Origin of the sequence: Lysinibacillus canaveralius (assembly GCF_047301505.1) — a bacterium.
Taxonomy (GTDB): domain Bacteria; phylum Bacillota; class Bacilli; order Bacillales_A; family Planococcaceae; genus Lysinibacillus_B.
In genome coordinates, this window is the sequence record NZ_CP154840.1 from 3,175,493 (window position 1) to 3,189,185 (window position 13,693).

Genomic DNA, 13,693 nt, shown 5'->3' on the forward strand with positions numbered 1-13,693 from the left:
AACATGAATGAACAATCTATGTAAGTATCAGGCACAACAATATACGTTCCTTTTACAAATAAATTAGAAAAACATGACTCGCGCTATACGCGCGAGTCGATGACTTTACCTATGAAGACAAAAAAGGAGGCTTTCTCATCCAAATAAAAAAGAATAAAGGATGCGTATTCACATCCTTTAGTTACTATTACCTTTTCCAAATCACACTAATTTATACAGGTGTTACATGATGAATCTATATTTCTTCATACTGTCCGATTTGCTTAAACTTTTCATATCTTGCTTCAACTAGCTGTTCTGGCGAAAGTTTATTCAATTCAGCCAACGTATCAGATATGCATTCCTGCATTGTAAGTGCCTGTTTTGGAATGTTGCGATGCGCACCGCCTGCTACTTCCGGAATAATTCCGTCAATAATACCCATTTCTTTTAAATCCATTGCAGTAATTTTCATAGCTTCGGCTGCTTGCTTTGCTAATGCGGCATCTTTCCATAAAATTGATGCTGCTCCTTCCGGCGAAATGACCGAATAAGTAGAGTTTTCCAGCATGAGTATTTTATTCGCAACCCCTAGTGCAAGAGCGCCTCCACTTCCACCTTCACCAATCACAATGCTAATGATCGGTACCCGTAAACCCGCCATTTCAAACAGGTTTCTGGCTATTGCTTCACTCTGTCCACGCTCTTCTGCAGCTTTTCCAGGATATGCTCCCTTTGTATCGATAAAGCAAATAATTGGACGATTGAATTTTTCTGCCTGTTTCATCAGACGGAGAGCCTTTCTATATCCTTCCGGATGCGGCATCCCAAAATTCCGCCGAATATTTTCTTTCGTTGATTTGCCGCGCTGATGGCCAATGATCGTGATCGGCTGACCATTAAATGAAGCGATACCTCCTACAATGGCTGCATCATCTCCATAGACGCGATCCCCATGCAGTTCGATAAAGTTTTCGAACAGCAGTTGAATATATTCCGAAGTTGTAGGACGTTCTGGATGTCTTGCAACCTGCACTCGATCCCATGGCTCCATATTACTATATAAATTTTGCTCTAGCTGGAACAGACGGTCCTCAAGTTTGCTGATTTCCCCGTTCATATCTACATCAGCCGTCTCAGCAATTTGTTTTAGTTCTTCAATTTTTTCCCGCAGTTTGATGACGGGTTCTTCAAATGCCATTGTTTTAGACATGGGAAACATCCTCCTTCACATGCAGCTTTACAAGCATCGCTACTTTTTCCTTCATTTCATGACGGTGGAAAATAGCGTCAAGCTGCCCATGTTCGAGCAGGAATTCAGCTGTCTGGAAGTCTTCCGGCAGCTTCTCCCGCACTGTTTGTTCAATAACACGGCGTCCGGCAAAACCAATTAATGCCTGTGGTTCAGCAATATTATAGTCCCCAATGGACGCAAAACTTGCTGATACACCGCCTGTTGTTGGATGTGTCAGAATAGAAATATATAAGAGGCCTTCCTCACTATGCCGTTTTAATGCAACGCTCGTCTTTGCCATCTGCATAAGCGACAATACGCCTTCCTGCATTCGGGCACCGCCGCTTGCAGTAAAGATGATAAATGGCAGACGTTCCTCTGTCGCTCGTTCGATTGCCCGTGTAATTTTTTCTCCTACAACAGAACCCATTGATCCCATTCGGAAATGCGAATCCATTACGGCAACGATGACATCCTGTCCCTTCAACTGCCCTTTTCCTGTTAGAACGGCTTCATTGAGTCCAGTCTTTTTCATATCAATTTGCACCTTATCAACATATGATGGAAAATTAAGAGGATTTGTCGTTTGAAGGTGATTATCGAAACTTTCAAATGTTCCTTCATCTAAAAAGATGGCGATTCGTTCATTTGCCGTCATTTTTAAATGATGCTGACAACTTGGACAAACCTTTTGATTTTGCTGAATTTCTTTTGTCAAATGAATTTTACGACATTCCGGACATTTCATCATCAATCCCTCAGGAAACACCTTCTCTTCCTTTGGCTGAATTACTACCGCCCGTTTTTTCGTTTTTGAAAATAAACCACGAATTGCCATAAATCTTCCCCCTTTATATCTGGCCCATCCATTCGTTATAAGCTTCAATTGCTTCCTCAATGTAGCCCATTTGCATGGATTTTATCAAGATTTGCAGTGCCTGTTTTTCCGACACTGTCACCCGTTCTTTTAATGCTGTCATACTATATGCATGGAGCTGTATCCATATTTTAAGACTTAATCGGTTCCCTGCAGCAATGACACACTCTCGTAAAATAGCATCTCTTTTTATTTCTTGCTGCAGCTCAATTTGTGCAAACAGACTATCCCAAATAGGCAGACTTCTTAATTCTTGATCTGCACATATAATGCGGATTGCCTCTCTTTCATGCATTTCTCTCGTTGCATGTACATCCTCTTGGGATTTCTCCTCCCGCAGGATAAAAGAAGATAAAATTTCAACGAGCTGATGCCCGCCTACATCTGCTAAAAATGTTCCGCCTCCGTGCCTCGACTCAATTAGCCCGAGCAGCTCTAAACTTCGAAGCGCCTCTCGCACAGAAGATCTCGAAGTGTTTAGTTTTTCACAGAGCACACGTTCAGAGGGCAGTTTATCACCTGGTTGTATTCGCTGATCTACAATCAGCTCCCTTAGCTGCTTTACCACCTGCAGAAACATTTTTTTCGCTGGCTTTTGCTCCAATGTCATCACCTCAATATCATCCGCAAAAAGTGGTCTGACCAGTTAGCTATTTTCAGCATACAAAAAGTTCACCCGAATGTAAAGAAAAAATCGCACAGTAACCTGTACGATTTTTCTCTCTATATACGCTTAAAACTTAATTTCTATCTTTTTTACCTTCAGTTGCGGTTTATTGAATCGATATTCAAGGATGCCTTCTACAAAAACAAATACGTCCTCGTTTAACCTACCCATTACCTGATTGTATTCCTTTGGAAAAAGTGTTAATGACACAGCGCCAAACTCATCCTCTAATTGCGCAAACGCCATCAGCTCTCCTTTTTTTGTACGCAGCTGGCGCACATCCGTAATCATCCCGATACATTTCATATAACTGTTTGTCTTCATCGAACGTAATGTCTGCATTGTCGCGTTTACTTGGGGAACTTGCTGGCGAAGCTTTGTCACCGGATGCTCGGATAAATAGAAACCTAGTACTTCCTTTTCAAATTGAAGCTTATTCTTTTCAGGAATTGGTTCGACCTGCACATGTTTTGGCTTTCCAAACGCTAAGAAAGAATCTGAGAATAAGTCCTCTCCCTCGTTTGGGCGAACAAGTTCTGCCTGCTTTACTGCCCCTTCAATCGTAGCGAGCAGTACAGCACGGTCACGCCCAAATTCATCAAGTGCTCCAGCCTTAATCAGTGGTTCAATGACTTTCCGGTTAAACGTAGCCGCACTTAATGATACAGCTAAATCAAATAGGTCTTCAAATGGCTGCTGCCTCTCTTTTCTCACAGCGAGCAGCTTTTGTAAGAATGGCTGCGGCACACCCTTTATGGCGGATAAACTAAAGCGGATACGGCCATTCTCCACCTTGAAATGGCGGGCTGACTTGTGAATAGATGGCGGCAGCACATCAATCCCCCTCTGCTTTGCCTCAAGCAGAATTTGTGCTAGCTTCTCCTGATTTCCTGTAGCATTCGTTAGCAATGACGCATAAAAATTTACGGGATAATTTGCTTTTAGATACGCAAGCTGATAGGAAATAACACTATAGGCAACAGCATGGCTCTTCGGGAACCCATAATCTGCAAAGCGTACAATCAATGCATAAATGCTTTCTGCCGTTCGGGCATCATGTCCTTGCCGGAGAGCTCCTTCTACAAAATGAGCCCGCTGCTGCTCAAGTATCTCCCTATTTTTTTTACTGACAGCCCGTCGCAGCAAATCAGCCTCCCCTATTGTAAAGCCCGCAAAAAGATGGGCAATACGCATAATCTGCTCCTGATACACAATGACCCCATAAGTCTCGCGTAAAATTGGCTCAAGAATCGGATGAGGCATCTCTACCGGCTCCAGTCCATGCTTACGTCTTGCATAAATAGGGATGAAATCCATTGGACCCGGCCTGTAAAGTGCATTTACAGCGACAATGTCCAAGAAATGCGTCGGCTTGATTTCACGCAGCGCTCCCCGCATCCCTTCTGACTCCAGCTGGAAGATGCCCGATGTATCTCCAGCGGCAAGCAGCCGAAAAGTTTTTTCATCATTCATCGGCAAACGATTCAAATCAATCGTAATCCCGTGTGTATAAGAGATCGATCGACAAATCTGCTCAAGAATCGTCAAATTGCGAAGCCCTAAAAAGTCCATCTTCAATAGGCCGCTCTTTTCCACTTCTTGCATCGGCCACTGTGTCAAATATACACCTTCATGCCCTTCTTCTATCGGAATCACATCAACGAGCGGAACAGGACTCAGGACAACTCCAGCTGCATGAGTGGATGCATTCCGAGGTAAACCTTCTAATGCCTGGGCAGTAGTAAACCACTGCATACGAATCTCCTGCTGCCCGATCCAATCTCGAAGCGCCTGTGAATCAGCATACGCCTGGGTAAGCGTAATCCCATGACGATTAGGGATCAGTTTCGAAATCATTTCCAGCGTTTCGGTTTCAAAATTAAACATACGAGCAACATCACGAGCTACAGCCTTCGCTGATAATGTACCGAACGTGATAATTTGCGCTACATGCTGCTTCCCGTATTTCTTTGCTACATAATCAATTACTTCCTGACGCCTTGTATCGACAAAATCAATATCAATATCTGGTAACGAAACACGTTCTGGATTTAAAAACCGTTCAAACAATAGATCATACTGCAATGGATTTACCTGTGTAATCTGCAGGGCATAGGCTACAAGCGAACTAGCAGAAGAACCTCTTCCCGGTCCTGTAAGAATCTGAGCTTCTCTTGCAAAGCGCATGAAGTCTTCTACTATTAAAAAGTAATCTGCATACCCCATCGAATTGATTGTCTGCAGTTCATATTGCAGTCTTTCTACATACGGAGAGGGAATTTCAGCTGTCTGCAGACGCTCCTTCAGACCATATATAACATGCTCATAAAGCAGCTGTTCCGCCGTCTTTTCTTCCTCTACAGGAAATTTCGGCATAAATGTCTGTCCAAAAGTTAAATCTACCTGACAACTTAGCAGCAGCTCTCTTGTATTATTCAGCCATTCTTCCCGGTCTGCAAAAAGGGTTGTCAACTCTTCTGCTGTCGGTACAAATTGATGCTTCGTTTTGTTCCCCTGTAAGGATTCACCTAGTTTTACCCCGGTCTCAATAGCACGGGCCACCTCATAAGCAAAATGATCCTCAGGCCGCAGGAATGTACTTTCATGAAGCACAATTATGCTGCAGTTTAACTCCTGGGCTGTCTGAACAGCAACCAGCTCTTCCCGAGAAGGCTGATTTTTGCGGGATATTCCCATATATAAGTTAGATTGAAACAGCTGCTTTAGCTCTCTTACAAATTCTCCTGCCTCCAAGCGCAGCCAGCTTCCCTGATCATCCAGAGACGGAATAACCGCAGCACATCCATTTGCGTACCCCGCAAGCCATCGCCAGGGAAGCAATTCATCCGAACGAATGGCTACGGAGCTGCTGATTTTCAATAAGCTTTTGTAGCCCGCATTATTTTTTGCATACAGGACAAGCGGAAGCACGATTTCCTCCGTAAATTGAACACGTACTGACAGTCCAATGACTGCATGAATCCCCGCCCCTTTTGTTGCATGCCAAAAAGGCAAAAGCCCGTACAATTTAGAATTTACGATTGCACAAGCTTCTGCCTTTTGCTGTTGTAAAAAAGGAATGAGGGATTCCATACGAATAGTACTCTTTAATAGATCGGCACTTGTCCGTATTTGTGGATAAACAATTGGTACCACCATTTCATCCCTCCTTGAAAATTATTGGTGATTGCGGCAAATTTCTGCTAAATCGGAAATGACAGCGTCTGCCTGTTCCCATGTCGTAACAGAAGCGCCTGATGCCAGCGGATGGCCGCCGCCGTTATATTTTTTAGCCAACTGATTGATGATCGGTCCCTTCGAACGAAGGCGCACGCGAATCGATCCTTCTTCTTCAATGAAGAAAACCCATGCACAGATTCCTTTAACATTCCCAAGTGATCCGACAAGTAATGAAGTTTCCGAAGGGGTCACATCAAACTCCTTCAGCACGTCCTTTGTCACTTTTATATAAGCTGCTCCCTGCTCGTCAATTACAAAGTTTTGATAAATATAGCCCTGTAAATTCAGCAGCTTGCGGTCCATTTCATACATGCCGTCATAGACAGCGTTGCGATCAAAATTATATTGAATAAGATGACCCGCCGTTTCAAATGTCTTCAATGTAGCGCTTGGGAACAAGAAACGCCCCGTATCTCCGACAATCCCCGCAAATAATAGACGTGCTGCTTCATCCGAAAGCGACCATCCTTTATAATCTCTTCCTTCTTCATACAAGTCATAGATCATTTCAGAACAGGAGCTTGCGTTTGTGTCTACCCATAATAGATCCCCGTATTGATCATCATTCGGGTGATGGTCGATTTTAATTAGAAAATCACCTTTTGTGTAGCGCTGATCATCGATGCGTTCTGTGTTTGCTGTATCCGTTACAATGACGAGCGCATGCTGAAATTCCTCATCTTCAATACGGTCGGGCGTGCGCAAAAATGTCAACGACTCATCATGCTCTCCGACTGTATGGACGACTTTTTCCGGATAATTATGTTTAATCACTTCCGATAGTCCAAACTGTGATCCGTATGCATCAGGATCGGGTCTTACATGTCGATGAATAATGATATGATCATATTTCTCAATTGTGTCAATGATTTGTCGTTTCAAGACGATTCCTCCTACTATGCAGTGAATTCCGTTCGCAATTTTTCCACAAAGTCGTTACAATAATAGCAGCTTTGCTTTTAATTGGAGGTTCACTATGAGTATATTAAATTATTTATTTGTTGCAGGTATTATCCTATCTTTCGTTGCTTATTTCTATTATAAAACGAAACAGTTCCGTTCAACACTCCCAATCCGAAAAAAATGGTATACAGCAAAAGCTGGTACAGCTCTTGGCATTTTTATGATTTTCTTCGGCTTGAATGTGACGATTATCTATCCAACCTTCGTAGGCTATGGCGTCGCTGTTGTCTTTGTTATTATGGGCGCCGGACTGGCATTTAATAACTATAAGCGTGCACGTCATGAAGGGCAATTTGTTGAAGAGGAATATAGATTGAATCAGGAATTTTGAAAGAAGAGGCGGCTATTTGCCGCCTCTTTTTTATTTGGCTGAGAAAACTAGGCTTTCTACCCTGAAGCAGCGGCACAGCCATCTATAAGAATGGGTTTGTCCACTTATCGCTCTAATAGCTGGAACATCATCATTGCCTTCCCTACAAGAATCGTGCCATTAAATACTTCAAAATCCATTTTCACGAATTTACGGCTCATATCCAAAATCCGCGGTTTTACTGTCAGCACACTTTCCATCTGAACCGGTTTAATGAAGTAAACCGTCATGTTCTCTGCTACAGCATCACCGCGCTTTCGGCGTTTTAATGCAAACGATCCTACCTCTGCCAGCAAAGTTGTAAATGCCCCATAAGAGAGCGCCCCAAACTGATTTGTCATCTGCGGGGTTACGGTAAATTCCACCATAACCTCCTCATCACCCATTACTTTCATTTCATTTTTTACTAAATCATCAATTGTTTCTCCATGCTGCGGCTGACGCTGTGCTGTTTGAATTGCCTTCAGCACATCTTGACGGCTGATAACTCCTTTTAAAACACCATCATCATTTACTACTGGAATAAGATCGATTCCTTCCCAGATCATACGGTGGCCTGCTGAAGCAACGCTCGTTTTCATGGAAGCAGCAATTGGATTTTTTGTCATTACCTTTTCAATCGCCTCGTCATCCTCTCTACCGATGACATCCTTCGAAGTAACCATCCCAACCAGTTTATTCTGAGCTGTCACTACAGGAAATGCACCATGGGTCGTCGATGCATTTTTTTTTCGGAAATGCATAATTGTCTGATCATTACGCAGCACTGCGGTATTTTCAATTGGGATATAAATATCCTCAATTAACAAAATATCCTTTTTGATCAACTGGTCATAAATGGCACGATTTATCATAGTAGCTACTGAAAACGTATCATAGCTCGTCGATATTATCGGCAATTCCAACTTATCTGCCAGGCGCTTGTTTTCATCGGTCGTATCAAAGCCACCTGTAATAAGTACCGCTGCTCCCGCCGTCAAAGCATGCTCATGTGCCTGCGTACGGTTACCTACAATTAATAAACTTCCTGCGTCCGTATAACGCATCATATCTTCCAGCTTCATCGCACCAATGACGAATTTCGTCAACGTTTTATGTAGGCCATCTTTCCCGCCTAATACTTGTCCATCTACGATATTGACGATTTCCGCAAATGTCAGACGCTCGATGTTCTCCTTTTTTTTCTTTTCAATACGAATCGTTCCAACTCGTTCAATAGAGCTTACCAGTCTTCGGTTCTCCGCTTCCTTTATCGCACGGTAAGCCGTTCCCTCACTCACTTGCATTTCCTTTGCAATCTGGCGTACCGAAATCTTATCCCCTACCGGTAACGATTCAATATATTGCAAAATCTTTTCATGTTTTGTTGACACAATATCACCTATTCCTCATCATTCATTCCTGCCATTAGTGTACCATATTTCTACATTTTGTTACGAAAATTTAGAGTTGCCGCTTCAATTTCTTTAAGATTGCTTTTTCTTGTTCTTCTTATGATAAAAAGCGCAGGAAAAGCCTGTATGTTGGCCTTCCCTGCGCTTTTGAGCAAGATGGACGATAAAATCTTATTCGAATGTAACAAATTCCCCGGCTTGTAGAATCTGGACATCTGCTCCTTCGACTAAATCAGCAAATTTCTGTGGGTCCACTTCGATTGGCGGGAACGTATTATAATGAACTGGTACCACAATTTTCGGCTTAATCAAAGACACGGCATACGCTGCATCTTCAGGTCCCATTGTAAAATTATCACCGATTGGAATAAACAAAACATCAACGGGGTGTCGTTCGCCAATCAGCTTCATATCAGAAAACAACGCTGTATCGCCAGCATGATAAATTGTTTTTCCTTCTGCTGTGAATAGAATTCCTGCCGGCATGCCTGTATAAATAATTTCATTATCAGCAGTTGTATAAGATGATCCATGGAATGCTTGTGTGAACTTCACCTTACCAAAATCAAATTGGCGCGCTCCCCCGATATGCATCGGGTGTGTATTTAGTCCTTGCCAGCCAAGATAAACTGCCAATTCGTTAGGGGCTACCACGAGGGCATCACTTGCCTTTGCAATTTCCACAGTGTCTCCCACATGGTCATTGTGGCCGTGCGTCAATAAAATGACATCCGGTTTTTGCTCCTCTACTTTTAAATCTGTTAAATCGTTTCCATTGATGAATGGGTCAATTAAAATCGTTTTTCCTTCTGTTTCAATTTTCACAACAGAATGACCATGATACGAAATTTTCATCAAAACCCTCCTTCAAACTATTTCTCACTCACTTTACTTCGACAATAATGCAGAAAGTCCTTTTTTCTGATATGCTTTTTATTGCAATTCACAAATAATTGCTAGGAGGCTTTATTTTTATGAAACTACAACAACTACAAGATTATTTAAAGGAGAAACATATAGAAGCTGCCTTCATCACAACACCTGACAATGTATTCTATTTCTCAGGTTTCATGAGCGAACCCCATGAAAGATTGCTTGGTGTTATGGTATTTCAAGAAGCAGAGCCATTTTTAATCTGCCCGCAAATGGAAGTACCAGATGCCGTAGCAGCAGGCTGGTCTTTTGAGGCAATCGGCCATTTGGATACGGAGAATGCCTGGGATAAAGTGGCACAAGCTGTAGCAAAACGCGGTGTAACAGTAAGATCTCTTGCAATTGAAAAAGCACATTTAACAGTAGAACGTTTAGAGGAACTGATTGCCCACTACCCCGATGCAAAATTCGAACGCCTGGATGACCAAATCAATGCAATGCGAGTGATTAAATCTAACGAGGAATTAGACAAGATGCGCAAGGCAGCCGAACTGGCAGATTACGCTGTACAAGTCGGCTGTGATGCACTTGCAGAAAGTAAAACTGAATTAGAAGTTTTAAATGAAATTGAATCGGCTGTAAAAGCAAAAGGCTATGCAATGAGCTTTGATACAATGGTACTTGCAGGAGAAAAATCTGCTTCCCCGCACGGCGTACCAGGCAACCGTAAAATCAAACGTGGAGATATGGTTTTATTTGACCTTGGTGTCATTTACGAAGGATATTGCTCAGACATTACACGAACAGTGGCCTTTGGAGAAGTTAACGATGCCCAGCGCGCCATCTATCATACTGTTTTAAAAGCCAATGAAGATGCCATCGCAGCAGTGAAACCAGGAGTACGTGCGATGGATTTAGACAAAATAGCACGTGATGTCATCGCAGATGCAGGATACGGCGAATATTTCCCACACCGTCTAGGACATGGACTTGGTATTTCTGTTCATGAATTTCCTTCTATTACAGGAGTAAATGAAATGCTTATGGAAGAAGGAATGGTCTTTACAATCGAACCGGGAATCTATAAATCAGATGTAACAGGTGTGCGGATTGAAGATGATGTAGTTGTTACAAAAGACGGTGTCGAGATACTAACAAAATTCCCTAAAGAATTAACGATTATCAATCGATAAGACAACCTTTTATGCTGTAATGAGCCCTAGGAGCACCCCTCCTGTGTGCTTATTACACATAGTGAAAGGTAAAGCGGCCATAAAGAGGCAGCGCAGATACTTAAACATTCCTATATTCTGCAATTTTATAATTCCTTACCTAAAAAACGAGTGGAGAGCTCATACAGCCTCCACTCGTTTTTCCATTTACTCTGCTATTTCACTGCTACCCAGGCTCTCCCCTTTTCTAACCGAACTGCAATGTCATGATTAAAAAATGAAGATAAGGTGTCTTCGTTCAGGAGCAAAGCACTTTCACCTTGTGCAAAAACCTGACCGTCGCGCATCAATAATGTGTGAGTGAAGCAAGGCAGGACCTCCTCTACATGATGGGTAACATAAAGGATAGTTACGTTTCCTTCCTCCGCCAGCTCACTAATCGTATTCAGTAAATGCTCTCGCTCCACTAAATCCAATCCTGTACACGGCTCATCTAAAATAAGCAGTTTCGGCTTTGCCATCATAGCACGTGCGATTTGTACCCGTTGCCGTTCTCCCTGCGATAAGTATTCAAATGCACTGTTCGCAAGGTGTGAGATTCCGAAACGCATCATCAGGCGGACACCTTCTGCAATTTCCTCTTCGGTGACTGACTCAAATAAACGAATGGCACCATATTTCCCGCTCAGAACAACCTCTATAGCAGGGTCACGACGGTCAAACTCTTCAACCATCGCTGCACTGACCCATCCAATCGATTTGCGGATTTCCCTGATATCGGTTTTTCCGAAAGTTTCTCCAAGTACTTGTACCGACCCTTCATTTGGCCAAAGGTAGCCATTGATCACCTTCAGCAGCGTCGTCTTGCCACTGCCATTGAGCCCAAGAATAGCCCAATGCTCTCCGTCCTGCACTTCCCAGGAAACATCTCGTAAAATTGTTTTCCCGTTTCGATAAAGGAGAAGATTTTCCATTCGGATCATTAGGATAATCCAGCCAAGCGATTGATAACGTCCATTGCTGGTGTATAAGTCAATGCTTGCGCATCAGCAACAGCTTCATATACAAGTTCTCCATCTACTGTGTTTAATCCAAGCTGCAGTGCCGGGTTTTGTGTGCATGCACGAATAAAGCCCTTATTAGCAATTTCAAGCGCATATGGTACTGTATTATTTGTTAAAGCAATCGTGGAAGTACGCGGAACAGCTCCCGGCATATTCGCTACTGCATAATGAACAACCCCGTGCCTTACATATACTGGATCATCATGTGTTGTTACACGGTCACTTGTTTCAAAAATACCGCCTTGATCGATGGCGATATCCACGACAACTGAGCCAGGCTGCATAGATTGAATCATTTCTTCCGTAACAAGCTTCGGTGCTTTTGCTCCCGGAATCAATACGGCACCGATGACAAGATCGGATGTACGCACGCTTTCAGCAATATTGAATGGGTTCGACATTAACGTCTGTACATCGTTACCGAAAAGGTCATCAAGCTGACGAAGTCGTTCTGCACTTAAATCGATAATTGTAACATCTGCACCCATCCCTACTGCAATTTTTGCAGCGTTTGTTCCAGCAATACCTCCGCCGATAACTGTTACTTTCGCTCGTGGTACACCAGGTACACCGCCAAGCAGGATTCCTTTCCCGCCTTCAAGTTTCTCTAAATATTGGGCACCAATTTGTGTCGCCATTTTCCCTGCAACTTCACTCATCGGTGTCAGCAATGGCAACGAGCGGTTCGCTAACTGTACAGTTTCATAGGCGATGCCTACTACTTTCTTTTCAAGCAATGCCTTTGTTAACTGCGGCTCTGGAGCTAAGTGCAAGTAAGTGAATAAAATAAGCCCTTCACGGAAGTAAGCAAATTCGCTTTCTAAAGGCTCCTTCACCTTCATTACCATATCAGCATCCCAAGCTTCCGCTGCTGTACTGACAATCGTTGCGCCAGCACGCTTGTAATCTTCATCTGTAAAGGAAGACCCTGCTCCCGCTCCTGCTTCGATGACTACTTCATGTCCTACACCCGTAAGCGTCATGACTCCAGCAGGTGTCATTGCTACACGGTATTCATTGTTTTTAATTTCCTTTGGAACTCCAATTTTCATACATTTGCCCTCCCCTGTTGAATGACAGTTAAATTGTCAAATCCATTGTATCATTTTATACAAATTTAGTAAGTGGATAATTCCGAACTTTGAAAACAATTTCTTTTTCTTTCTCGTTTAATTGTTTATCTATTAAGGAATATACAAGTAAAAGCCAAAAAATTCACATAAACTACAGAATTCATGTGAACAAGTTGTCATTTTTTACTTATTGGCTATTTTATATTTACTGCTTTTGATACAATCAGCATATACAAATAAAGGAGGAAATGGAAGATGGCAAACCATTATAAAAGCATTGTAGTTGCTGTAGACGGCTCTAAAGAGGCAGAATATGCATTTCGTAAATCAATCGATGTAGCCAAACGTAATACAGGGTGTACTTTAAACTTGGTGAATGTAATCGATACTCGTTCATTTGCTGCAATTGAAGCATATGACCGTTCCATTGCTGAACGTGCTCAACAACACGCTGAAGAGTTATTAAATGGATACAAAGCTGAAGCTGAAGCTGAAGGTGTTGAAAGCGTAAAAGTGATTATTGAATACGGTTCTCCAAAAAACATTATTACGAAAGACTTATCAAACCTTGTAGATGCCGACTTAATCGTCTGTGGTGCTACTGGTCTTAATGCTGTAGAACGTTTCCTAATCGGTTCCGTATCGGAAGCAATCGTACGCTCAGCTAAATGTGACGTACTTGTCATCCGTACTCCCGAGTGATTTTTAATTCCTACTAAAATTAAAAACGCTTAACCAAAAAGAGCTTCTTTACGGGAAGCTCTTTTTGATTATTCTATTTTATTAT

General features: G+C 42.5%; 12 protein-coding genes. 3 read left to right on the forward strand and 9 right to left on the reverse strand.

The features are described from left to right. Positions 1 to 235: 235 nt before the first annotated feature. The 5 genes from AA0Y26_RS16050 to AA0Y26_RS16070 form a co-directional block, all read right to left on the reverse strand. Positions 236 to 1,192 (reverse strand): acetyl-CoA carboxylase carboxyltransferase subunit alpha, encoded by a 957-nt coding sequence (locus tag AA0Y26_RS16050; RefSeq protein WP_413363083.1) that lies wholly within the window; start codon positions 1,190 to 1,192, stop codon positions 236 to 238. After that, positions 1,185 to 2,051 (reverse strand): acetyl-CoA carboxylase, carboxyltransferase subunit beta, encoded by an 867-nt coding sequence (accD, locus tag AA0Y26_RS16055; RefSeq protein ID WP_413363084.1) that lies wholly within the window; start codon positions 2,049 to 2,051, stop codon positions 1,185 to 1,187. The genes AA0Y26_RS16050 and accD overlap by 8 nt, the downstream gene beginning before the upstream one ends. A 13-nt stretch (positions 2,052 to 2,064) precedes the next feature. Next, positions 2,065 to 2,694, reverse strand: coding sequence for a FadR/GntR family transcriptional regulator (locus tag AA0Y26_RS16060; RefSeq protein WP_413363085.1), 630 nt, complete (start codon positions 2,692 to 2,694; stop codon positions 2,065 to 2,067). A gap of 129 nt (positions 2,695 to 2,823) precedes the next feature. Next, the gene (dnaE, locus tag AA0Y26_RS16065) at positions 2,824 to 5,916 is read right to left on the reverse strand and encodes a DNA polymerase III subunit alpha (RefSeq protein WP_413363086.1); all 3,093 of its coding nucleotides are present in this window, start codon (positions 5,914 to 5,916) and stop codon (positions 2,824 to 2,826) included. Positions 5,917 to 5,934: 18 nt separating this feature from the next. Beyond that, positions 5,935 to 6,879, reverse strand: a complete 945-nt coding sequence (locus AA0Y26_RS16070; protein WP_413363087.1) for a DHH family phosphoesterase — start codon at positions 6,877 to 6,879, stop codon at positions 5,935 to 5,937. 94 nt (positions 6,880 to 6,973) lie between these two features. On the opposite strand from AA0Y26_RS16070, the gene AA0Y26_RS16075 reads away from it, so the two are divergent. Beyond that, a complete protein-coding gene (locus AA0Y26_RS16075) occupies positions 6,974 to 7,291 on the forward strand; it encodes a YtpI family protein (protein ID WP_413363088.1) in 318 nt (105 codons plus the stop codon). Positions 7,292 to 7,395: 104 nt separating this feature from the next. Here AA0Y26_RS16075 and AA0Y26_RS16080 read toward each other — a convergent pair whose 3' ends face one another. Both AA0Y26_RS16080 and AA0Y26_RS16085 read right to left on the reverse strand, forming a co-directional pair. Further along, on the reverse strand, positions 7,396 to 8,703 hold the full coding sequence (locus AA0Y26_RS16080) for a DRTGG domain-containing protein (RefSeq protein ID WP_413363089.1): 1,308 nt from the start codon (positions 8,701 to 8,703) through the stop codon (positions 7,396 to 7,398). 192 nt (positions 8,704 to 8,895) lie between these two features. Further along, a complete protein-coding gene (locus AA0Y26_RS16085) occupies positions 8,896 to 9,579 on the reverse strand; it encodes a metal-dependent hydrolase (protein WP_413363090.1) in 684 nt (227 codons plus the stop codon). A gap of 119 nt (positions 9,580 to 9,698) precedes the next feature. Here AA0Y26_RS16085 and AA0Y26_RS16090 point away from each other — a divergent pair, with 119 nt between their 5' ends. Next, positions 9,699 to 10,790: a M24 family metallopeptidase gene (locus tag AA0Y26_RS16090; protein WP_413363091.1), complete on the forward strand. Its 1,092-nt coding sequence runs from the start codon at positions 9,699 to 9,701 to the stop codon at positions 10,788 to 10,790. Between the two features lie 194 nt (positions 10,791 to 10,984). Here AA0Y26_RS16090 and AA0Y26_RS16095 read toward each other — a convergent pair whose 3' ends face one another. Together AA0Y26_RS16095 and ald are read right to left on the reverse strand one after the other, a co-directional pair. Continuing rightward, positions 10,985 to 11,752 carry an ABC transporter ATP-binding protein gene (locus AA0Y26_RS16095; RefSeq protein ID WP_413363092.1) on the reverse strand — a complete coding sequence of 256 codons (768 nt, stop codon included), beginning with the start codon at positions 11,750 to 11,752 and terminating at the stop codon, positions 10,985 to 10,987. After that, on the reverse strand, positions 11,752 to 12,885 hold the full coding sequence (gene ald, locus AA0Y26_RS16100) for an alanine dehydrogenase (RefSeq protein WP_413363093.1): 1,134 nt from the start codon (positions 12,883 to 12,885) through the stop codon (positions 11,752 to 11,754). Before ald ends, AA0Y26_RS16095 begins: the two co-directional genes overlap by 1 nt. Positions 12,886 to 13,161: 276 nt before the next feature. Here ald and AA0Y26_RS16105 point away from each other — a divergent pair, with 276 nt between their 5' ends. After that, positions 13,162 to 13,608 carry a universal stress protein gene (locus AA0Y26_RS16105; protein WP_413363094.1) on the forward strand — a complete coding sequence of 149 codons (447 nt, stop codon included), beginning with the start codon at positions 13,162 to 13,164 and terminating at the stop codon, positions 13,606 to 13,608. Positions 13,609 to 13,693 lie beyond the last annotated feature (85 nt).

Excerpts from the sequence above, each read along its gene's own strand:
- ald (WP_413363093.1), bottom strand. The coding sequence starts at position 12,885 with ATGAAAATTGGAGTTCCAAAGGAAATTAAAAACAATGAATACCGTGTA.
- AA0Y26_RS16095 (WP_413363092.1), bottom strand. The coding sequence starts at position 11,752 with ATGATCCGAATGGAAAATCTTCTCCTTTATCGAAACGGGAAAACAATT.
- accD (WP_413363084.1), bottom strand. The coding sequence starts at position 2,051 with ATGGCAATTCGTGGTTTATTTTCAAAAACGAAAAAACGGGCGGTAGTA.
- AA0Y26_RS16090 (WP_413363091.1), top strand. The coding sequence starts at position 9,699 with ATGAAACTACAACAACTACAAGATTATTTAAAGGAGAAACATATAGAA.
- AA0Y26_RS16075 (WP_413363088.1), top strand. The coding sequence starts at position 6,974 with ATGAGTATATTAAATTATTTATTTGTTGCAGGTATTATCCTATCTTTC.
- AA0Y26_RS16050 (WP_413363083.1), bottom strand. The coding sequence starts at position 1,192 with ATGTCTAAAACAATGGCATTTGAAGAACCCGTCATCAAACTGCGGGAA.
- dnaE (WP_413363086.1), bottom strand. The coding sequence starts at position 5,916 with ATGGTGGTACCAATTGTTTATCCACAAATACGGACAAGTGCCGATCTA.
- AA0Y26_RS16085 (WP_413363090.1), bottom strand. The coding sequence starts at position 9,579 with ATGAAAATTTCGTATCATGGTCATTCTGTTGTGAAAATTGAAACAGAA.
- AA0Y26_RS16105 (WP_413363094.1), top strand. The coding sequence starts at position 13,162 with ATGGCAAACCATTATAAAAGCATTGTAGTTGCTGTAGACGGCTCTAAA.